Annotated in this window: 14 protein-coding genes and 1 tRNA gene; 7 read left to right on the forward strand and 8 right to left on the reverse strand. The window is 69.8% G+C overall.

Going from position 1 to position 19,271, the window contains the following annotated elements:
• The first annotated feature begins 32 nt into the window (after positions 1-32).
• Positions 33-1,529 carry an amidase gene (locus AC1RSK_RS16530; protein ID WP_492908682.1) on the forward strand — a complete coding sequence of 499 codons (1,497 nt, stop codon included), beginning with the start codon at positions 33-35 and terminating at the stop codon, positions 1,527-1,529.
• Here the strand turns inward: AC1RSK_RS16530 and AC1RSK_RS16535 are convergent, their stop codons facing one another.
• The 3 genes from AC1RSK_RS16535 to AC1RSK_RS16545 form a co-directional block, all read right to left on the reverse strand.
• A complete protein-coding gene (locus tag AC1RSK_RS16535) occupies positions 1,530-1,904 on the reverse strand; it encodes an iron chaperone (RefSeq protein ID WP_492908683.1) in 375 nt (124 codons plus the stop codon).
• A 79-nt stretch (positions 1,905-1,983) separates the two neighbouring features.
• The gene (locus tag AC1RSK_RS16540) at positions 1,984-3,720 is read right to left on the reverse strand and encodes a class I adenylate-forming enzyme family protein (RefSeq protein WP_492908685.1); all 1,737 of its coding nucleotides are present in this window, start codon (positions 3,718-3,720) and stop codon (positions 1,984-1,986) included.
• 105 nt (positions 3,721-3,825) lie between these two features.
• Positions 3,826-4,710, reverse strand: a complete 885-nt coding sequence (locus AC1RSK_RS16545) for a LysR family transcriptional regulator (RefSeq protein ID WP_492908686.1) — start codon at positions 4,708-4,710, stop codon at positions 3,826-3,828.
• Between the two features lie 77 nt (positions 4,711-4,787).
• On the opposite strand from AC1RSK_RS16545, the gene AC1RSK_RS16550 reads away from it, so the two are divergent.
• From AC1RSK_RS16550 to AC1RSK_RS16560, 3 genes are read left to right on the forward strand one after another with little or no spacing between them, the layout of a single operon-like run.
• On the forward strand, positions 4,788-5,336 hold the full coding sequence (locus AC1RSK_RS16550) for a carboxymuconolactone decarboxylase family protein (RefSeq protein WP_492908687.1): 549 nt from the start codon (positions 4,788-4,790) through the stop codon (positions 5,334-5,336).
• An 11-nt stretch (positions 5,337-5,347) separates the two neighbouring features.
• A complete protein-coding gene (locus tag AC1RSK_RS16555; protein ID WP_492908688.1) occupies positions 5,348-5,809 on the forward strand; it encodes a YHS domain-containing (seleno)protein in 462 nt (153 codons plus the stop codon).
• On the forward strand, positions 5,806-6,285 hold the full coding sequence (locus tag AC1RSK_RS16560) for a hypothetical protein (protein ID WP_492908689.1): 480 nt from the start codon (positions 5,806-5,808) through the stop codon (positions 6,283-6,285). Before AC1RSK_RS16555 ends, AC1RSK_RS16560 begins: the two co-directional genes overlap by 4 nt.
• A gap of 228 nt (positions 6,286-6,513) precedes the next feature.
• Here AC1RSK_RS16560 and AC1RSK_RS16565 read toward each other — a convergent pair whose 3' ends face one another.
• The 4 genes from AC1RSK_RS16565 to AC1RSK_RS16580 form a co-directional block, all read right to left on the reverse strand.
• The gene (locus AC1RSK_RS16565; RefSeq protein ID WP_492908690.1) at positions 6,514-9,171 is read right to left on the reverse strand and encodes a valine--tRNA ligase; all 2,658 of its coding nucleotides are present in this window, start codon (positions 9,169-9,171) and stop codon (positions 6,514-6,516) included.
• 243 nt (positions 9,172-9,414) lie between these two features.
• Positions 9,415-9,969 carry a DUF2497 domain-containing protein gene (locus AC1RSK_RS16570; RefSeq protein WP_492908691.1) on the reverse strand — a complete coding sequence of 185 codons (555 nt, stop codon included), beginning with the start codon at positions 9,967-9,969 and terminating at the stop codon, positions 9,415-9,417.
• Between the two features lie 121 nt (positions 9,970-10,090).
• Complete coding sequence (locus tag AC1RSK_RS16575) at positions 10,091-11,572, reverse strand: TolC family outer membrane protein (protein ID WP_492908692.1); 1,482 nt, start codon at positions 11,570-11,572, stop codon at positions 10,091-10,093.
• Positions 11,573-11,733: 161 nt separating this feature from the next.
• Positions 11,734-12,306 (reverse strand): protein-L-isoaspartate O-methyltransferase family protein, encoded by a 573-nt coding sequence (locus AC1RSK_RS16580; RefSeq protein ID WP_492908693.1) that lies wholly within the window; start codon positions 12,304-12,306, stop codon positions 11,734-11,736.
• A 154-nt stretch (positions 12,307-12,460) separates the two neighbouring features.
• Here AC1RSK_RS16580 and AC1RSK_RS16585 point away from each other — a divergent pair.
• From AC1RSK_RS16585 to AC1RSK_RS16595, 3 genes are all read left to right on the forward strand, one after another.
• A tRNA-Cys gene (locus AC1RSK_RS16585) sits at positions 12,461-12,534 on the forward strand.
• Between the two features lie 58 nt (positions 12,535-12,592).
• Positions 12,593-13,450: a hypothetical protein gene (locus AC1RSK_RS16590; protein WP_492908694.1), complete on the forward strand. Its 858-nt coding sequence runs from the start codon at positions 12,593-12,595 to the stop codon at positions 13,448-13,450.
• A gap of 110 nt (positions 13,451-13,560) precedes the next feature.
• The gene (locus tag AC1RSK_RS16595; RefSeq protein WP_492908695.1) at positions 13,561-16,464 is read left to right on the forward strand and encodes a DUF2339 domain-containing protein; all 2,904 of its coding nucleotides are present in this window, start codon (positions 13,561-13,563) and stop codon (positions 16,462-16,464) included.
• Here the strand turns inward: AC1RSK_RS16595 and AC1RSK_RS16600 are convergent.
• Entirely contained in the window at positions 16,461-19,226 is a 2,766-nt protein-coding gene (locus tag AC1RSK_RS16600; protein WP_492908697.1) for a TonB-dependent receptor, read from the reverse strand. The genes AC1RSK_RS16595 and AC1RSK_RS16600 overlap by 4 nt on opposite strands.
• Positions 19,227-19,271: the final 45 nt, after the last annotated feature.

Raw genomic sequence — 19,271 nt, forward strand, 5'->3', positions numbered from 1 at the left:
GACGGGGAAGAAGAAGCTGAGGGGCGACCGACATGACCGAACTCACCCGCCGCGGCCTGCTGGCCGCCTCCGCCGGCGCGACGGCGCTCGGCGCCGCCGGCTGCGCGACCGACAGCGCGCCCACAGCCCCGGCCAACGCCGCCCCCTGGACGCCGGACGCCACCGAGTGGGCCAGCCGCATCCGCAAGGGCGAGATCAGCGCCGGCGAGCTGATGGAAGCCACCATCCGCAGGTGCGAGACCCTGCAGCCGAAGCTGAACTTCATCGTCAACTCCGACTACGACCGCGCGCTCGACAAGGCGAAAAAGGGCGGCCAGACCGGCCCGTTCGCCGGCGTCCCCTTCCTGGTCAAGGACCTCGACGACTACGTCGGCATGCCCACCCGCTCGGGCTCGCGCTGGACCCTGGCGCATCCGGCCAAGACCACGCAGGACGTCTACATCGACGCCTTCGAGCGGGCCGGCCTGGTCTTCTTCGGCAAGTCGGCGACCCCGGAATACGGCTTCCTGCCGACCACCGAGCCGATCGGCTACAACCCCACCCGCAATCCCTGGGACCCCAGCCGTAGCAGCGGCGGCTCCTCCGGCGGCGCGGCGGCGGCGGTGGCCAGCGGCGTTCTCCCGATCGCTCATGCCAGCGACGGCGGCGGCTCGATCCGCATCCCCTCCTCCTGCTGCGGCCTGTTCGGCCTCAAGCCTTCGCGCGGCCGGATGATCGACCCCACCCCGCAGGACAAGGTGGTCGACATCAGCGTCAACCACGCCGTCGCCCGTTCCGTGCGCGACTCCGCGGCCCTGTTCGCCGCCACCGAGCGGCAAGGCGGCCCCCTGCCCGCCGTCGGCCTGGTCACCACGCCGCTGCGCCGCAAGCTGAAGGTCGGCCTGCTCTACAAGAGCGGCAACGGCAAGGATCCGGGCCCCGAGGTCCGTGCCGCTATCGACGGCACGGCCAAACTGCTCGAGAGCCTCGGCCACCACGTCGAGCCCACCGACTGGCCGATCGACAGCGCCCAGTTCGGCCAGGACTTCCTCACCCTGTGGTCCTCCGGCGCCGCCCAGCTGGTCCAGGCGGTCGCCCGCGCCACCGGCAAGACCCCCGACGCGACCATGCTGGAGCCCTTCAGCCTCGGCATGGCCCAACTGATCGCCACCCTGCCCCCCGGCTCGCTGGAGAAGGTCATCGGCCGGCTGACCGCCAATGCGGCGGCCTACGACGCCTGGTTCGCCAAATTCGACGTGGTGCTGATGCCGGTGCTGACCAGCCCGCCCGTGCCGCTCGGCTTTGTCACCGGCGATGTGCCCTTCCAGGAGCTGGCCGCCCGGCTGACCGACTATGTCGGCTACACCCCGCTGCAGAACGTCGCCGGCGCCCCGTCGATGAGCGTGCCCCTGCACTGGACGGCCGAAGGCCTGCCGGTCGGCAGCCAGATCTGCGCCCGCATCGGCCAGGAAAAGCTGCTGTTCGAACTGGCCTACCAGCTGGAGGCGGCCCAGCCCTGGGCCGGCCGCAAACCGCCCGTCAGCGCCTGATCAGCACATCGGCTCGTGGCGGCCGTGGATGTCCTTGAGCATGGCTTCGATGACCGCGAAGTCCATCTTCTTGGGGTTCATGTAGCGGACGCAGCCCTTGCCGCAGTTGATGCCCGGCACGGCCAGCTGCGCCTTGAACGTCTCGATGGCTTTCTGGCCGGCATAGAAGGCGACGTGCTGAATCTGGTTGTTGAACGCCACGCCGGCCTCCGGATGGCCCGGCGCATGGTAGGCGGGCATGCCATAGCTCATCCGCTCTTCCCAGCCGGTCAGGGTCTTGAGGCAGGCGTCCCTCATCGCCTGGATGTAGGGCAGCCGCTCGGGACCGACCTCCAGCATGAAATCATCGACGGTGGCGGCGGCGGACTGGACCATGGCTGTCTCTCCTCGGTCGCAGCCTAGGACTCGGGTCACGCCGTTCGCAACACCCCCAGCCCAAGGCGAACGGCGGCCCCTAGCTCATCGCCTCCAAAATCTTCTTCACCTCGGGCTTCATGATCTTGCCGTTGGCGTTGCGCGGCAGGGTTTCGTGCCAGAAGGCGATGCGGATCGGCACCTTGAAGGCGGCCAGGCGGTCGGCGACGAAGGCGCGCAGTTCCTGCTCCGTGGCGTGGCTGCCGGGCTTGAGGGTGACCACGGCGGCCGGCTCCTCGCCCAGCTGCTTGTGCGGGATGCCGACCAGGGCGGCGTCCATCACCGAGGGGTGGTCGTAGAGAACGTTCTCGACCTCGATGCAGTAGATGTTCTCGCCTCCGCGGATCAGCATGTCCTTGGCCCGGTCGATGATGTAGCAGAAGCCCTCCTCGTCGAGCCGCGCCAGGTCACCGGTCTTCACCCAGCCGTCGACGAAGGTCTGGGCCGTGGCTTCCGGCTTGTTCCAGTAGCCCTTCACCACCTGCGGGCCCTTGCACCACAGCTCCCCAACCTCGCCGATCGGCAGTTCGCGGTCGCCCTCGACTGTCATGATCTTCAGGTCGGTGACGGCCACGGCGGGGCCGCAGCTGTCGGGGCGGTTCTCATAGTCCTCGCCGCTGTGGGTCGTGGCCGTGGCCGAGGTCTCGGTCATGCCCCAGCCGTTGCCGGGGGCGGACTTGGGCCAGGTTTCCTTGATCTTGCGGACCAGCTCCGGCGCGCTCGGGGCGCCGCCGTAGCCGACGCTTTCGAGGCTGGAGAGGTCGTACTTCTCGCGGGCCGGATGCTCGATCAGCTGCCAGGCGATGGTCGGCACGCCGCCGGCGGCGGTGACCTTCTCGCGCTCGATCAGCTGCATGGCCAGCTCGGCGTCCCACTTGCGCATCATGACGATCTTGCCGCCGCCGAACATCACCGGGTTCAGCACGGCGAAACAGCCGGTGGCGTGGAAGAAGGGCACCGAGATCATCATCGCCTTCTGCGGCGCGTCCGGATCGGGGGCCGGCGGCTGCTCGCCGCGGCGCAGGAAGCTGCGGGCGGCGGCGCTGCCCGCCGACATGATGTTGGAGTTGACGTTGCGATGGGTGGCCAGCGCCCCCTTCGGCTTTCCGGTGGTGCCGGAGGTGTAGAAGATGGTGGCGTCGTCCTCCGCCGTCAGCGGCGTGTCGCACAGGGGCAGCTCGGGCAGGTCCTTCCACGCGCCCGGCTCGCCGATCACCTCTTCCATCTTGGTGACGTAGGGGTGGGTGACCTCGTCGGCCATGCGGCTGACGAAGACATGGCTGAGGTCGGGGCAGTTGGGCAGGTGCTCGGCCAGGCGGTCGAAGCGCTCGACGTCCATGATGGCGACCTTGGTCCCCGAATCGGTCAGGCCGTATTCCAGCTCCGGCCCGGTCCACCAGGCGTTCAGCGGCGTCAGGATCGCCCCCAGGCTGAGGCCGGCATAGAAGGCCACCGGCCATTCGGGCAGGTTGCGCATGATGATGGCCACCCGGTCGCCCTTGCCGACGCCCCGCTCCTTCAGCGCCTCGGCGAAATTGACCACCGCCCGGTAGAAGGCCTCGAAGCTGATCCGCTCGTCCTCATGGACCAGGAAGATCTTCTCGCCGTGCGTGCGGCCGACGACTAGGCTGTCGCGCAGGGTCGGCGGGGCGTTCTTCCACACCCGCGTGGGCACACCGCGAATGACGAGTTCCTCCATCTCGAACGGCGCCCCGGGGGCGGTGAGGAGGGCATGCGCCTCCTTGATCGACATGGCGGGCCAGGCGGCGTCAGGCATCTTGCGGGCTTCCCTGTGGTTTCATTGTCTTGGCCAGCGTCTGTCGGCGGGCTCCCCCTGGGTGAAGCACAGGCTCGCGCCCGATGCAAACACCTGTTTGACCGCTCAGTCGACCCCCAGCCGGGCGGCGATGAAATCGAGGAACACCCGCGCCTTTCGCGGCAGGCTGCGCCCATGCCAGACCGCCCAGAGACCCAGCGGCGGGGCGCTCCAGTCGGGCAGCAGGCGGACCAACCGACCCGCCTCCAGATCGGCTTTGACGAGGAACCCGGGGGCCAGCACAGCGCCGAGCCCGCCTCGCGCCAGGTCGGCCAGGACGTCGCCGTTGGCGGTGCGGACGGCGGGGTTGATCTCCACCTCCACCCTGGCCTTGCCGCTGGCCAGCGGCCAGCGGGTGGCGAAGGCCGAGGAGGTCAGGCTGATAGCGGGCCGCGCCGCCAGGTCGCTCGGCGCGGCGACGGCGCCGTGGGCCCGTTCGAAGCCGGGCGCGGCGACCACCATGCGGGGATAGTTCCCCAGCCACAGGGCCGTCAGCCGGCTGTCCTCCAGCTCGCCGAGGCGCAGGGCGACGTCGACGCCCTCGGCGATCAGGTCGATGCGGTCGTCGCGGGCCATCAGGTCCAGCCGCATGCGCGGGAAGGCGGCGAGGAAGGCGCCGGCGTGCGGGGCCAGCTCGGCCCGGGTGAAGGCCACCGAGGCCGAGACCCTGAGCAGCCCGGCCGGCTCGCGCTCGGCCCCGCGTACCGCCGCCTCCATCGCTTCATGCTCGGCGACCATGGCCCGGGCGTGGTCGACCACTTTGCGGCCGGCCTCGGTCAGCGCCAGGCTACGGGTGGTGCGGTTCATCAGCCGGCCGCCGAGTTCGCTCTCCAGGGTGGCCACGGCCCGGCTGGCCACCGACTGGCCGACCCCGGCCTCGGCGGCGGCGCGGCTGAAGCTGCCGGTCTCAGCGACGCGCAGGAACAGGCGCAGGGCGGTCAGGCGATCCATAACTTATGCTGTCATGGCATAGATCATATGCACAATGGCCAAATTATCACGGATCGGAGATCGACGTATCAAACGCCATGGCCGATTTCCAACTCCACAGCCGCGCGACCGCCCCCTTCGCCTCCAAGCCCCTGCTGGAGCAGGCTCAGAAGGCCGTCGGCTACGTCCCCGCCCTCGCCGCCCAGATGGCCGAGAGCCCGCAGCTGCTGGAGGGCTACTTCGCCCTCTCGGCCATCTTCGCCAAGTCGAGCTTCACCCCGGCCGAGCAGCAGCTCGTCCTGCTGGCCGTCTCCGTCGAGCACGACAGCCACTACTGCACCCCGGCCCACGCCATGCGGGCCCGCGCCGCCCTCCTCCCGGAGGCCGATATCCGTTCAATCCGCGACCGCCGCCCCCTGCCCGACTCGCGGCTTGAGGCCCTGCGCGCCTTCACCGTGCGGATGGTGCGCGAGCGCGGCTTCCTCTCCGACGCCGAGATCGAGGCCTTCGTCGCCGCCGGCTTCACACGCGCCCAGGCGCTGGATGTGGTGCTGGCGGTCGGCCTCAAGACGATGAGCAACTACGTCAACCACCTGGCCGAGACCCCGCTCGACCCGCCGTTCGCCAACGACGCCCAGGTCGCCTGAAGGAGAACACGATGAAGCCCATCGCCCTGGCCCTCGCCACCCTTGCCCTCGCCGGACCGCTGATGACCCCGACGCTCGCCGCCGCCGCCAAGCCGGCCATCTACACCCCGGCCCTGAACAACGTCGCCGTCGGCGGCTACGACACGGTCGCCTATTTCACCCAGGGAAAACCCGTGCGCGGCGCGGACGCCTTCCAGACCGACTGGCGGGGCGCGACCTGGAAGTTCAGCTCGGCCGCCAACCTGGCAAAATTCAAAGCCAATCCAACGGCCTACGCTCCGCAGTTCGGCGGCTATTGCGCCTGGGCGGTGGCCAACAACTACACGGCCAAGGGCGATCCGCAGAACTGGAAGATCGTCGGCGGGAAGCTGTACCTGAACTACAACGCCGAGATTCAGGGCCGCTGGAACAAGGACATCCCCGGCTTCATCGCCAAGGGCGCCGCCAACTGGCCGAAGGTCCTCGAGAAATGAAGAAACCCTGGAAGTACCTGCCCGACGCCATGGCCCTGTTCATGGCCGCCATCTTCCTCGACAGCCTGCGCTACAAGTTCACCGACCATCCCAAGACCCAGGTGATCTTTGGGGCGCTCGATGGCTGGGCCACGAGCCTCGGCGCGGCCGGACTGTTCGGCCACACCGGCCTGTTCAGCCAGTACGTCATCGGCAGCATCGAGCTGCTGGCCTCCACCCTGCTCATCGTCGGCCTGCACCCGCGCTTCAAGCATCTGCAGGCCGGCGGCGCCCTGGCCGGCCTGCTGGTGATGACGGGAGCGGTCAGCTTCCACCTGTTCACGCCGCTGGGCGTCGATCCCAACCACGACGGCGGCGGCCTGTTCGCCGCCGCCTGCACCAACCTGGCCTTCGCCGCCATCCTGCTGGTCGGCTTCCGGCGGGCCGACCTGGTGGCGTTGCTCAGGCGGCTGGCAGCGGTGGTCACACCCTCTTAGCGCTCGAAGCGATTATAACACGGCACGGGCCGTAAGAGGCCAAAAATTTGTCTGCTAATTCAACCGTTTACTTGGCCCAACCGACCCTTCAGGAACCTACTTTTCGTCCCTGCTGAAGCGCGATTGCACCTACCCAATTCCACCCTGCAAGGCCGCCGCCGGCAGCCGCGGAAACGGGTTGCCGGGAGCGGCGAAAAATTTTGCCTGGGTAGAATTCCGCCAGCCTCGTCAGGCGACGCCTTCCAGCCGCTTCAACGCCGCGCCAAGCTTGGCCTTCGCCGCTTCCGCGTCCGCCAGCTTGCCCCGGTTCTCCTCGATGACCTCCTCCTTGGCCTTGGCCAGGAAGTCCGGGTTGCCGAGTTTGCGATTGACCCGCTCGATGTCGGCGTCGTGGCCGGCGATCTCCTTGGCCAGGCGGGCCTTCTCGGCCGCCAGGTCGATGAACTCCGCGACGGCGAGCGCGCCGGTCGCTTCGCCGATCACGAAGGGCACCGATCCGGCAGGTGCCTCGCCCAGATCCGCGCTCTGCAGGCGGCCCAGGGTCAGGATCAGGTCGCGATGGCGTTCCAGTCGCGCGGCCGCCTCGTCGCCGGCGCCAGCGAGGGTCAGCGGGATGCGAGCCCCAGGCGGGACGTTCATCTCGGCCCGCAGCGAGCGGACCTCGCCGACCAGGTCGACGACCCAGCCGATCTCGGCCTCGGCGGCCGGATCGACGTAGCTTTCCGGATAGCTCGGCCAGTCCTGGGTCATCAGGAAGCCATTGCGGATCGGACCTTCCTCGGCGGTCTTTTCCCACAGCTCTTCAGTGATGAAGGGCATGACCGGATGGAGCATCAACAGGCACTGGTCGAGGACCCAGGCCGTGGTCGCCTGGATCTCGGCCTTGGCCGCCGCGTCCGAGCCGTTGAGGATCGGCTTGGCCAGTTCCAGGTACCAGTCGCAGAAGACGTTCCAGATGAAGCGGTAGAGGCTGCCGGCGACCTCGTCATAGGCGCAGGTTTCCAGCGCCGCGGTGACCTCGGCCGCCGTCTTCGCCGTCTCGCCGCGGATCCACTTGGCCAGGGTCTGGCTGACCGCGCCCGGGTCGAAGCCTTCGACCCGGACGCAGCCGTTCATCTGGGCAAAGCGGGTCGCGTTCCACAGCTTGGTGCCGAAATTGCGATAGCCCTCAATGCGTTGCTCGGAGAGCTTGATGTCCCGCGCCTGGCCAGACATCGCCGTCAGGGTGAAGCGGACAGCGTCGCAGCCGTACTGGTCGATGAGGACCAGGGGATCCATGACGTTGCCCTTGGACTTGCTCATCTTGGCGCCGGTCTGGTCGCGGACCAGGGCGTTGATGACCACCCGCTGGAACGGGACTTCGCCGGTGAAGTGCAGCCCCATCATCATCATCCGGGCGACCCAGAAGAAGATGATGTCGAAGCCGGTGACCAGGGTGTGGGTCGGGTAGAAGCGTTCGAGGTCGTCGGTCTGCTCAGGCCAGCCGAGCGTCGAGAACGGCCACAGGCCCGAGGAGAACCAGGTGTCGAGGACGTCCTCGTCCTGGCGCAGCGTGGTGGCCTGGCCGTAGTGCTCGGTCGCCTTGGCCTGGGCCGCCTCTTCCGTCTCCTCGACGAAGATCTTGCCGTCGGGGCCGTACCAGGCCGGGATGCGATGGCCCCACCACAGCTGGCGGCTGATGCACCAGGGCTGGATGTTCCGCATCCACTCGAAGTAGGTCTTCTCCCAGTTCTTCGGCGAGAAGACGGTCGCGCCGTCCTCGACCGCCTTGATGGCCGGCTTGGCCAAGGTCTCGGCGTCGACGTACCACTGGTCGGTCAGGTAGGGCTCGATGACGACGCCCGAGCGGTCCCCGTGCGGGACCTGGTGTCTGACCTTCTCGATCTCGCGCAGCAGGCCCAGTTCCTCGAACTGCTCGACGACCTTCTTGCGGGCGACGAAGCGGTCGAGGCCCCGGTACTCGGCCGGGGCGTTCTCGTTGATCTTGCCGTAGGCGTCCATGATCGAAATGGACGGCAGGTTGTGGCGCTTGCCGACCTGGAAGTCGTTGAAATCGTGGGCCGGGGTGATCTTGACCGCCCCACTGCCCTTCTCCGGGTCGGCGTATTCGTCGGCGATGATCGGGACCGGCCGGCCGACGATGGGCAGGCGGACGCATTTGCCGATCAGGTGCTTGTAGCGCTCGTCATCGGGGCTGACGGCGACGGCGGTGTCGCCCAGCATGGTCTCGGGCCGGGTGGTGGCGACGACGATCTCGCCCGATCCGTCTTCCAGCGGATAGGCGAAGTGCCAGTAGGCGCCGTCGACCTCCTTCTGTTCGACCTCGAGGTCTGAGATGGCGGTCTGGAAGTGGGGGTCCCAGTTGACCAGGCGTTTGTCGCGATAGATCAGCCCCTGGCGGTGCAGGGTGACGAAGACGCGGCGGACGGCGGCCGACAGGCCGGGATCGAGGGTGAAGCGCTCGCGCGACCAGTCGCAGCTGGCGCCCAGCCGGCGCAGCTGGTTGACGATCGTGCCGCCGCTTTCCGCCTTCCATTCCCAGACCTTGTCGACGAAGGCGTCGCGGCCCATGTCGCGGCGGCTCATGTTGCCGGCCTCGGCCAGCTGGCGCTCAACGACCATCTGGGTGGCGATGCCGGCGTGGTCGGTGCCGGGCAGCCACAGGGCGGCCTTGCCGCGCATGCGCTGGAAGCGGATCAGCACGTCCTGCAGGGTGTTGTTCAGCGCGTGGCCGATGTGCAGGCTGCCGGTGACGTTCGGCGGCGGGATGACGATGCTGAACGGCTCGGCGTCCGGGTTGTCGGTCGGCGCAAAGGCGCCCGAGGCTTCCCAGGCGGCGTACAGGCGCGGCTCGACGGTCTTGGGGTCGAAGGTCTTCTCAAGCATGGCGGGGTTCTTAGGCGTGTGAGGTCTGTGCGCAAGCCCTTCCACATCGGGAATACGCCTGCGGGCGAGCTGGCGGCCGACGATCTCTCACCGTCACCCCAGCTTCGTCATCCTAGGCCTTGTGCCTAGGACCCACTGTTCAGCTGCCGCGAAACCCTGCCGCGGGAGCGCGGCTGCGCTCCCGTTCCGCTGATCGTGCGGGCGGACAAGTGGGTCCTAGGCACAAGGCCTAGGATGACGGCTCTATACTCGGCCGCGCAGGACCTTCTCGACCGCCTCGGCGACCTTGGCCTCGGCGATGCGCGGCAGGTTGTCGTCCAGCCACTGCTTGAGCAGCGGCTTGAGGAGTTCGCGGACGACCTCTTCCAGGGTGCGACCAGGGGCCGGCATGGACAGGGCCGCTTCGAGGCGACCAAAGGCCGAGACCGTCGCGCTGGCGGCGGCGGCGCCGATCAGGTCGTCGTCCTGGGCGCTGAAGCTCGGCGGGACATAGGGTTCGGGTTCCGGCTCGGGAGCGCTGTAGACCGGCTCGGGCTCAGGCTCGGGCTCCGGCGTCCAGGCCGCTTCCGGCTCGGGAGCCGGCGGTTCGTAGACGTCGATGTCGCCGTGGGTTTCCAGCGGGGCCGAAGCCTCGATGGCGTCGGTCAGTTCCAGGACGTCCTCGTCCTCGGGCTCGACGGGGAGCGGATCGGGAGCAGCCTGGGCCTCGGCCGGCGGCGCATCATCTTCCGAGATGATGCGGCGGATGGAGGCCAGGATTTCCTCCATCGTCGGTTCCTGGGCGGTCTGTTCGGACATTTGACGGGCCTGCGCTGGAGCGATGCGAATCCGGACTGGTGGGTGAAGCGTATGCTTACCCACCTGTTCCTGCAAATAGGTGCGGTAATAAGTCTTACGCTCCGGTTTCCGGAGCGCAAACTCACTTGTTCGCGGTCTTCACCGCTTCTTCCGGCGCTGGTCCGATTCTGGGCGCCAGCACATGATCGACGGCGGCGACCACCGGTTCCCACGGCACCCAGCCGAAGCTGCGGTAGACTTTCCGGTACGAGGCCTTGGGATCGTACAGGGTCTGGTCCGGGGTCAGCCAACGAGCCTCCAGCTTGCCGATGGCGGCCAGCACGAAGGCGCCGGCGAGGTATTCGTCGCGGCGGGCGTTGATCAGCGACAGCTCGGCGTTGCGCAGTTCCTGCTGGGCGTTCAGCACGTCGAGCGTGGTGCGCAGGCCGACCTGGGCCTCCTGGCGGACGCCTTCGAAGGCGATGCGGGCGGCGCGGACCTGTTCCTCGTTGCTGGCCAGGGCGGCGCGGGCGCCGAGCAGCTGGTTCCAAGCCTGGGCGACATCCTGCTGGGCGGCGCGGCGAGCGCCCTCGATGGCGGCCGCGTCGGCGTTGTTCTGCTCCTGGGCCTGACGGATCGAGGAGGAGATCTGGCCGCCGGTGAACAGCGGCACCGACAGCGCCACCGAACCGGAGACGCCGCGGTCGAAATCGTCAAAAGGGTCGTTGGTCGGCGAGCTGCCAGAGGCGTCGACCTGGCCACGCAGGTTGATGCTGGGACGGGTGGCGGCCTTGGCCTGGGCGACGCGGGCGCGGCTGGCCTGTTCGGCGTAGTTGGCGGCCAGCAGGGCCGGGTTGCTCTCCTCGGCCATCAGGAAGGCGTCGTCGATCGAAGCTGGCAGCAGCTCGGCCAGCGACGGCTCCTGCTCCAGGTCGCCGGGATTCTGGCCGACGACCGAGGCGTAGTTGGCGCGGCTGATGGCCAGCTGGGCGCGGGCGTTCGACTGCTGCGACTTGGAGGCGGCCAGCCGGGCTTCGGCCTGGGCGACATCGGTGCGGGTGATTTCGCCGACCTCGAAGCGGGCGCGGGCCTCGTCGAGCTGGCGTTGGAGCACGGCGACATTCTCGTCGGCGATGCGCAGCGATTCGATGTCGCGGCGGACGTCGACGTAGAACTGGATGACCTGGCTCAGCACGTTCGATTCGACCGTGCGCAGGTTCTGGCGGCCGGTCTCGATGTCGGCCTGGGCGGCGGTGACCTGCGAGCGGACGCGGCCGCCGGTGTAGAGCGGCTGGTCGATGGTGATGGCGGCGCTGGTCGAGGAGCCGCGAGAATCGTCGCTGATGCCGGTCAGGATATTGCCCTGGGGCGTGCCGAAGCGGTCGTAGCTGATGCCGTAGTTGAGGCTGGCGCTGATGTCCGGGCGATAGCCGCTGCGGGCCTGCACGACGGTCTCGTCGAGGGCGCGCAGGTTGGCCCGCTGCTCGCGCAGGGTGGGGTTGGTCTGGTAGGCCAGCGCGATCGCGTCGGCCAGCGACTCGGCGAACGCCGGCGCGGCCACGCCCGCGACAATCCCGGCGGTGCAGATGGCGGCCAACAGTCCGGCCTTACGGCTCTTGAACATTGAAACTATCCCCAGAGGCGACGACGCCGCCTTTATATGATCGCCTGTAAGTCTCGCCGCCAGTCGCGGCCAGTTAAGCTTTTTTCACGCACGAACGTTGCCGCAGGATTACAGCCCTGACGGGTTCACGCCAAAGTCGCGAACCGTCGCAGGCCGTTTTCCTAAAATGCGAAGGCAGCCTTCGGCGAAAAACCGGGCAGCATCGGGGCCGCCGAGTCGAACACCGAGCGGCCGCCGACGCCGTCTTCGGACCGTACATAGGTCATCGCGCGGCCGACGGGACCCGTCCGCTCGACGATTCCCAGCCGCCCGTGCAGCGCGAGCACACCCGTCCAGGCTTCCGGCACGGTGGAGACCGCCCCTTCGCTGAGGATCAGGTCATAGGGCCCGCCGCTGACGGCGGTCAGGTCCTCGCCGTCGAGGCGGGTGACGGTGAGGCCCATCTGTTCCAGGATCGCCGCCGCATAGGGCGCGGCGATGGCCAGGGCCCGCTCGCCTGCCTTGGGGCCGAGGGTCTGCAGCAGCTTGGCGATGTCGCGCGGGCGCATCAGATAGAGGCCCGGCGCGTACTCGACCTCGGTGTCGGCATAGGCCCCGTGAGCCTTGCCGGCCGGCAGCAGCGATTCGCGCGCCACGGCCCGGAAGGCGTCGGTGATGGTCAGGTCGGTGACATCGGCTGTGCGGACCTGGCTTTCGACCATGTTCTCGCGCGCGGCGGCGAAATCGGCGGCCATGGAATCCCTCGGAAAGACGCGGCGTTTGCTGGCCCGGCTTATAGGTCCGGCCTTAAGGGGAACGCAATGGAAGCATCGCTAATGCTTGTCGTCGCGGCTCGCCTCTGATAGCGAACCGCCTCCCCGACGCACCGCCAGTGTCGGTGGACGGTAAGGCCCGGTGGCGGAGTGGTTACGCAGAGGACTGCAAATCCTTGCACCCCGGTTCGATTCCGGGCCGGGCCTCCAAATTTTTCAGTCCGATATCCCGTCCCGCCAGCCGCAAATCGGCTAGGCTCTGCGGCATGTGGACCACCCCGAAAGCCACGGGCGGCTGATGCCCTACAACGGCGAGCTCATCGGAACGCGGCTGGGGCCCATCGACTGGCCAGCGACGACGCGGCGGTTGCTGGCCTTCCGGGCTGTGTTGGCGCCGGACGACGCGGGCGGTCTCGACGATGCGGCGGGTTTCCTGGAAGCCTTGCCAATGCAAGTGGTGGCGCCCGAATGGGTGCTGGCGCTGATGGCGCGCGACCTCCCCGGCCAGGGCCTGAGCCTCGATGAGCAGCGGCGCGGGGTGCATGTGTCGCAGGACAGCCGCTTCCTGCGCCCGATCCGGGCGGGAGACACTTTGAGCGTCGGCGGCGAGATCGTGGGCGTCCGCGCCAGTCGGGCCGGGACGGTAGTCAGCACCCGCTTCGAGACCCGGGCGCCGGACGGCGAATTGGCGGCGGTCAGCACCAGCGTCAGCATCCTGCGCGGCGTCGCTGTGACCGGACCAGAACACCCAGAAACAAGCGAGCAGCCCTGGCCCGCCTTCGTCGCGACCGGCGAACCGAAACCGATCCTCACCGCCCGGGGCTTTCCGCACCAGTATTCGGAATGCGCCGAGATCTGGAACCCGATCCATACCGAGCGCGCCGTCGCCCTGGCCGCAGGCCTGGACGACATTCTCATCCACGGCACCGCCCTCTGGGCCCTGGCCGGCCTGGCCCTGACACCGGCGGGCGGAAGGCTGACACGGCTGGCGGCCAGGTTCCGCGCGCCGGCCTGGGCGGGCGAGCCGATGGCCCTGCGGGCCGGCGAGCCGGTGGGCGAGCAGACGCCGTTCCAGCTGACCGCGCCCGACGGGCGGCTGCTCTGTGAGGGGTTCGCCGAAACCTGAAACTGCACCTGAGACTACCCTCCTCCCGGACCGCGTCCGGAATGTGAGTGAACATTCACTTGCATTTCGGGACGAGGTGTGGCGACATGCTGGCAACGGAGGATGCCCGCATGACCTGGGTCGCCATTGTCGTCCTGACCATCGCCCTCTGGCGCCTGTGGGAAGACCAGAAGGGCCTCCGTCGGCAGACCGGGGAGATGAGCGAGCGCCTGGCGCGCCTCGAACGGCCGGAGACGGCCGCATCCCTCGAACGGACAGCCGACGTCTGGGCGCCGCGGGCCGCCGCCGCTGACCCCGACCCTGCGCAGTCCGAGCCAGATCCTGTCGAACCCGCCGCGTCACGACCGGAACCCGTGTCGCCACCCCAGCCGCAGCGGGCGCCTGCACGGCCACAGCCGCCGCGCGTCAACCTGGGCGAACTGCTGGCCGAGAAGGGCCTGGCCTGGCTGGGCGGCGGCGCGCTGGTGCTCGGCGGCGTCTTCCTGGTCGGCTATGCGGCGCAGCAGGGCTGGTTCACGCCGATCGTGCGGCTGGTCGCGGCCGTGGGCTTGGCCGGCATGATGCTGGCCGCCTCCGAGGTCCTGCGTCGTCGCCCGGGTCCGCGTCAGCAGGCCTTGGCTTCGGCCGTGCTGGCCGGGGCTGGGGCCAGCACCCTCTACGCCACCCTGTGGGCGGCCTACGCCCTCTATCACTACATCGGTCCCGGCGTGTCGGCGGTGCTGCTGCTCGCCGTCTCGGGCCTGCTGCTGGCCCTGTCGCGCGACCGGCGTGAGCCGTTGGCCCTGATGGCGCTGTTCGGCGCCTTCATCGCGCCGATGATCACCGCGCCGCAGGACTGGAACGCCATCGCGCTTGTCCTCCACACCATCGGCGTCGCCGCCGCCGGCCTGGTCGTCGCCCATCGCCGCCGGTGGGAGGCGACCGCCCTCGCCGCCTCGGCCGGCGGCCTCGTCCTCCACCTCGCCGCCACCTGGGACGGCGAGCCCTGGCGCCAGATCCTCACCCCGCTGTTGCTGGTCGCCCTGACCCTGGCCTGGCGCCATCGCCGGGCCGGCGAAGCCCGTCCCCTCACCCCGGCGATCCTGCCGGTCGCGTTCCTGCTCGCCGCCCTTGGCCTGCTGATCCCCTTCGGCGCCGTCCGCGACGCGGCCATCGTCGCCGGCGCCACCGGGGCCGGCCTGGCCCTGACCGGCCTGATCGCCTTCGCCGCCCGGCGCGGCTGGACCAGCGGCTGGCTGCTGGCCGTCCCGGCCGCCCTGCTGGTCACCGGCCTGGCGCTCGACGTCGCCTTCGCCCACGGGCCTGTCTTGGTCACCGCCCGTCTCGGCGCCCTGCTGGCCATCGCCGGCCTGGCCGCCGCCAGCCTGGCGGTGTTCCGCGCCCCGACCTTCGACGGCGCCCCGGCCCCGCTGGCCGTCGCCGCCTTCCTGCTGGCCCAGCTGGCCGGTTTCGGCCTGCCCAGCCTGCCAGGAGCCGGGATGGTGCTGCTTGGCGCCCTCCCTGCCCTGGCCGCCGCCGCCTGGCTCGGCCGCCGAACGCCAAGCGACCGTCACCACGACGCCTGGACCCTGTCGGCCGCCGCCGGCCTGCTGCTGGCGGCCTTCATCGCCGCTCCCGACTGGAGCCGTCCGGCCGCCTTCGCCGGCATGGCCCTGGCTTTCGCCCTCGCCCAGCGCCGCCTGGGCTGGCTAGGCCTGACCATCGCCGCCATGGCCGCCGTCGGCCTGGCCAGTTCGGCCGCCCTGGCGCCCGACTTCGTGCTGGCCGCCCTGGAAAGCGCCGGCGGGGCCCGCCGCGCCGTCGCCGCCTGCCTGGTCGGAGCCGGCCTCGCCGCCCTGGCCGCCTGGCGCCTGGCGCCGGCCCCGCCGGTCGGGGCGGCGCGGCAGGTGCTGGCCGCGGCGGGCGTCGGCCTGGGCCTGATCGGCGCCTTCCTGGCCCTGCGCTTCGCCGCCGCCGGCGAGAGCGCCGTCATCGGCCTCCTCATGGAGTCCTCGCTGCGCACCCTGCTGCTGGCCATGGCCGGCGCCTCGGCCCTGCTGATGCTGCGCGACGTCAAGGGCGTCATCGCCCGTTTCGGCCCGCACGTCCTGCTTGGCATGGCCCTGGCCAACGCCGCGGCCGGCCAGCTGTTCTGGCTCAATCCCTGGTGGGGCGGCGAGACGCAGGCCATCGAGGCCGTCCCCGTCGTCAACACCCTGCTGCTGGCCTATCTGGCGCCGGCCGCCGTGCTGGGGGTCGCTTCCGGCCGGCTCTATCGCCGACCCGAGCTCCTGCCCGCCCGCGTCTACGGCGCCGCCGCCTCACTGCTGGCCTTCGTCTGGGCGATGATGGAGACGCGCCACCTGTTCCATGGCCCGCAGCTGTGGCGCGGCGAGACCAGCTTCGCCGAATGGGCCTGCCTTGGCGCCCTGGCCGCCGCGGCGCCGCTGGTCCTGCGCCGCTTCGCCCCGGCTCCGGCCCGCGCCGACGCGGAGGACACCGCGACCCTGATCAGCCTCGTCGCCCTGCCCGTCGCCCTGTTGCTGGTCGGCGTGCTGCACGCCCCCTGGTGGGGCCTGGACGCCGCCTCGCTCGGGGCGCCCTGGATCGCCGGCCCCGCCCTGCTGGCCCTGACGGCGCTGGCGGCGCTCAACGCCCGCACCCTGACCGGTCCCGGCCGGGAGATGCTGCTGGTCGTGGCCGCCGCCTTCGCCCTGATCCTGGTCACCCTGGCGACCCGCTGGGGCTTCCATCCGGCCGACCTGCGGGCCACGACGGCCATCCGGTTGGAGACCTGGACCTATTCGGCGCTCTGGGCCCTGTTCGGCGCCGGCCTCCTGACCCTCGGCTCGGCCCGCAAGGAGCGGTCGCTGCGCTGGATGGCGCTGGGCATCCTGTTCGCCACGGCCGGCAAGGTGCTGATCTTCGACATGGCCAGCCTCGACGGCGTCATCCGCGCCGCCAGCTTCCTGGCGGTCGGGGCCCTGATGGTGGCGGCGGCGGTGCTGGCCCGGCGCCTTGGCCGCCCCGGCTAGAACAACACCTTGCGGATGCGGAAGACGATGGAACGGCCGGAGGGGTCCAGGTAGTCGGGCTGGTAGTTGAGCGGCGTCTCGCCGGTGCTGCTTTTGACCGCCTGCCGCTCGTCGAAGACGTTCTGGACGTTCAGCTGCAGCTGCGTGCCCTTCAACCACGGCGCGGCCTTCATCAGGCCGGGCCGCTGGCCCAGATCGGTGGAGAACTCGAGGTTCACCGTCGTATAGGGCTCGAAGGTCAGGTCCGTGCCGCCGGTCCCGCCGTCGATGCGGCTGCCGCCGCGCCAGTTGAAGGTCAGCGCCGCGCCATTGCCGTCCTTGAACACCCGCGCGAAGCCCTGCAGCTCGTCGCGCCGCGTGCCGCTGGTCTCCAGCTGGTCGATGACCGGCAGGCCGGGGCGAACCTCGATCTCGTCCTGGAGGCGATGCAGGTAGTTGAAGCCAAGCAGGATCCGGCCCTGCCCCGGCTGCATGCGGAAGCTGTTGGGTCCGCCGGCGCCGCCGCGCATCACGACCGGAGCGCCAGGACCGCCCGGGCCCCCGCCAGGGCCGCGCCCGCCGCCGGGACCGATCATCATCGGACCGCCGCCAGGCCCCCGAGGTCCGCCACCCGGTCCGCCGCCACCGGGGCCGCCTGGTCCACCGCCGCCGGGGCCACGCGGGCCGCCGCCGATCGGCGCGGTCGGTTTCCCGAAGGCGAAGCTGTAGAACATGTTCAGGCGGAAATCGCGCCGCTCGGTGCGGCTGAAATTCAGCGCCCGGGCGTCCAGGGCGATCAGCTGGCCTGAGCCGTCGCGGGTGAACCGGCCCGGCAGGGCGGCCTCCAGCTCAGGCGTGATGCTGGGAAAGCCGCTGATGGCGTCATCGGTGCGGCTCCAGACATAGTTGGCGTACAGGAACAGGTCGCGTTCCTTGAACGGCTTGAGATTGATCCCGAAGCGCGCCACCTGGCGGGTGTCGGCCGACAGCCCCGGATTGCCGCCGGTGACCCGGGTGATCAGCACCGTCTGGCCGGTCGAGAAGTCGAACACCGGCACATTCGGCGTCGAGACGATCGGGTCGTTGAGCTGGCCGATATCCGGCGCACCGCGCTCCTGGCTGTAGCTGACCGACAGGTTGAGCGGATCCCAGAACGACCAGTTCGCCCCGCCACCGACGTTGAACAGCCCGCCGAAATCCGAGGCCTCATAGTAGTCGGCGTTGGCGTTGACCGACAGGTTGCCGAGCAGGCCCAGCGGCCCCTCGTCCTTGTTGATCAGCGGCGCCGAGAGGTTGAGCTTGCCGAAATAGCGGTCGCGCGACTGCGAGCGGTCGGTCCGCACGCCCGACCGCAGGCTCTCCGAATCCAGCGAGCGGCTGTCCCAGGCGACACTGATCACCGACTGCACCGCGCCGGCCGGCAGCTGGAACAGGTCGCCGGTCAGCACCAGTTCCAGCGACAGGGTGCTGTTGACCGACTTGGAGGTGTCGTCCGGCAGCCGGGTCAGGCCGGCGGCGGCCAGGTCGCCGAACGGATTGGCGGTCGGGGAACCGGCGGTGAGCTGGCTCTGAAAGGCGGCGGCGTCCAGTCCCCGGCCGGTGCGGCTGTCGTTCTGCACCCGGCTGTAATCGCCTGACAGGGTCCAGCGCCAGTCGCCGGCGACGAAGCCGTTCACCACCACCCCGGCCTTGGCGGTCAGGGTGTCGCTGGTCCGGGTCATGCTGCCCGGCGCATCGACATAGCGGAACAGCTGCACGTCGTTGGCGAACGGCGAATAGGGGTTGGCCGACGGCAGGATCAGGCCGAGGCCCGGCAGGCCGAGGTAGGACAGCGACGAGCTGTCTTCCAGCGAGCCGCTCACCGTCGCCTGGGTCTTGGCGTTGAGGTCGTGGGCCACCGAGCCCTCGATCAGCGCCCGCTCCCGCTCGGGGGACAGGGTGCGGAAGGCGCTCAGGTCGTCGCCGCGCGCCACGCCGGCGGTCGGGCCAAAATCGGTCAGGCCCGGCGTCGTATTGCCTTGCGGCACGGCGGCGACGATCACCGTCTGGCCGGCCATCGCCGACAGGGCCGGGTCGATCTCGGCCCCGTACGGCAGGCCGGTGACGTTGCCGGTCAGGTCGTAGGGCCGGCTGCCGCCGTCGCGGACGATGTCACGCTCGGTCTCGAACAGGGCGTTCTCGTGCTCGTACTCGAGCTGCAGGTTCCAGCGGTCGCCCTTGGCGACACGGAAGTAGCTGCCGCCGATCTCGACGTTCTCCGAGCCGCCCTGCATCGGCCCCTGCAGCTCCAGCCGCGACGAGGTCTGTTGGAACGTCGGCTTCAGGACGATGTTCATGACCTTCTGGTCGGCGGGGTAGCCGTAGGACAGCGCCACTTCCTCGGGCAGAATCTCGGTGCGTTCGATGGCTTCGGTGGGGATGCTGCGCACCTCCTGGAAGCCGGAGGTGCGGCGGCCGTTGAGCAGCACGATCGGCTGGCCGCCGCCCCGTCCCCGCGACGACTGGGTCAGCGACGACAGCCGCTCCATCAGCTCGCCGACGTTGTTGGCCCCCAGCGCCTTGATGTCCTCCTCGCCCAGGGTCACTTCCGGCTCGATGTCGACCTCGACGCTGCCGCGCGGGCGCACGCTCGTCACCTGGACGGCGTCGACGTCACCCTCTTCCTCTTCGGTCAGAGGAACGGCGGCCGGGTCCGGCTCGGGCGCGGGCGGCGGCCCAGGCGGCGCAGTCGTCTGGATCATGCCGGCCGCCAGCGCGGTCAGCAGGGTGGCGGCAAGCGTCATCGCGTGTCGTTACTCAAAACGGGAGGAGTGTCGGGCTGGCCGCAA

It is taken from the genome of Caulobacter sp. GW821-FHT11A05, assembly GCF_058809015.1.

Bases quoted from the DNA above. Each gene is read 5' to 3' on its own strand.
- AC1RSK_RS16550 (WP_492908687.1), top strand. From the start codon at position 4,788: ATGGCCGATTTCCAACTCCACAGCCGCGCGACCGCCCCCTTCGCCTCC.
- AC1RSK_RS16560 (WP_492908689.1), top strand. From the start codon at position 5,806: ATGAAGAAACCCTGGAAGTACCTGCCCGACGCCATGGCCCTGTTCATG.
- AC1RSK_RS16565 (WP_492908690.1), bottom strand. From the start codon at position 9,171: ATGCTTGAGAAGACCTTCGACCCCAAGACCGTCGAGCCGCGCCTGTAC.
- AC1RSK_RS16530 (WP_492908682.1), top strand. From the start codon at position 33: ATGACCGAACTCACCCGCCGCGGCCTGCTGGCCGCCTCCGCCGGCGCG.
- AC1RSK_RS16555 (WP_492908688.1), top strand. From the start codon at position 5,348: ATGAAGCCCATCGCCCTGGCCCTCGCCACCCTTGCCCTCGCCGGACCG.
- AC1RSK_RS16535 (WP_492908683.1), bottom strand. From the start codon at position 1,904: ATGGTCCAGTCCGCCGCCGCCACCGTCGATGATTTCATGCTGGAGGTC.
- AC1RSK_RS16575 (WP_492908692.1), bottom strand. From the start codon at position 11,572: ATGTTCAAGAGCCGTAAGGCCGGACTGTTGGCCGCCATCTGCACCGCC.
- AC1RSK_RS16545 (WP_492908686.1), bottom strand. From the start codon at position 4,710: ATGGATCGCCTGACCGCCCTGCGCCTGTTCCTGCGCGTCGCTGAGACC.
- AC1RSK_RS16595 (WP_492908695.1), top strand. From the start codon at position 13,561: ATGACCTGGGTCGCCATTGTCGTCCTGACCATCGCCCTCTGGCGCCTG.
- AC1RSK_RS16570 (WP_492908691.1), bottom strand. From the start codon at position 9,969: ATGTCCGAACAGACCGCCCAGGAACCGACGATGGAGGAAATCCTGGCC.
- AC1RSK_RS16580 (WP_492908693.1), bottom strand. From the start codon at position 12,306: ATGGCCGCCGATTTCGCCGCCGCGCGCGAGAACATGGTCGAAAGCCAG.
- AC1RSK_RS16540 (WP_492908685.1), bottom strand. From the start codon at position 3,720: ATGCCTGACGCCGCCTGGCCCGCCATGTCGATCAAGGAGGCGCATGCC.
- AC1RSK_RS16600 (WP_492908697.1), bottom strand. From the start codon at position 19,226: ATGACGCTTGCCGCCACCCTGCTGACCGCGCTGGCGGCCGGCATGATC.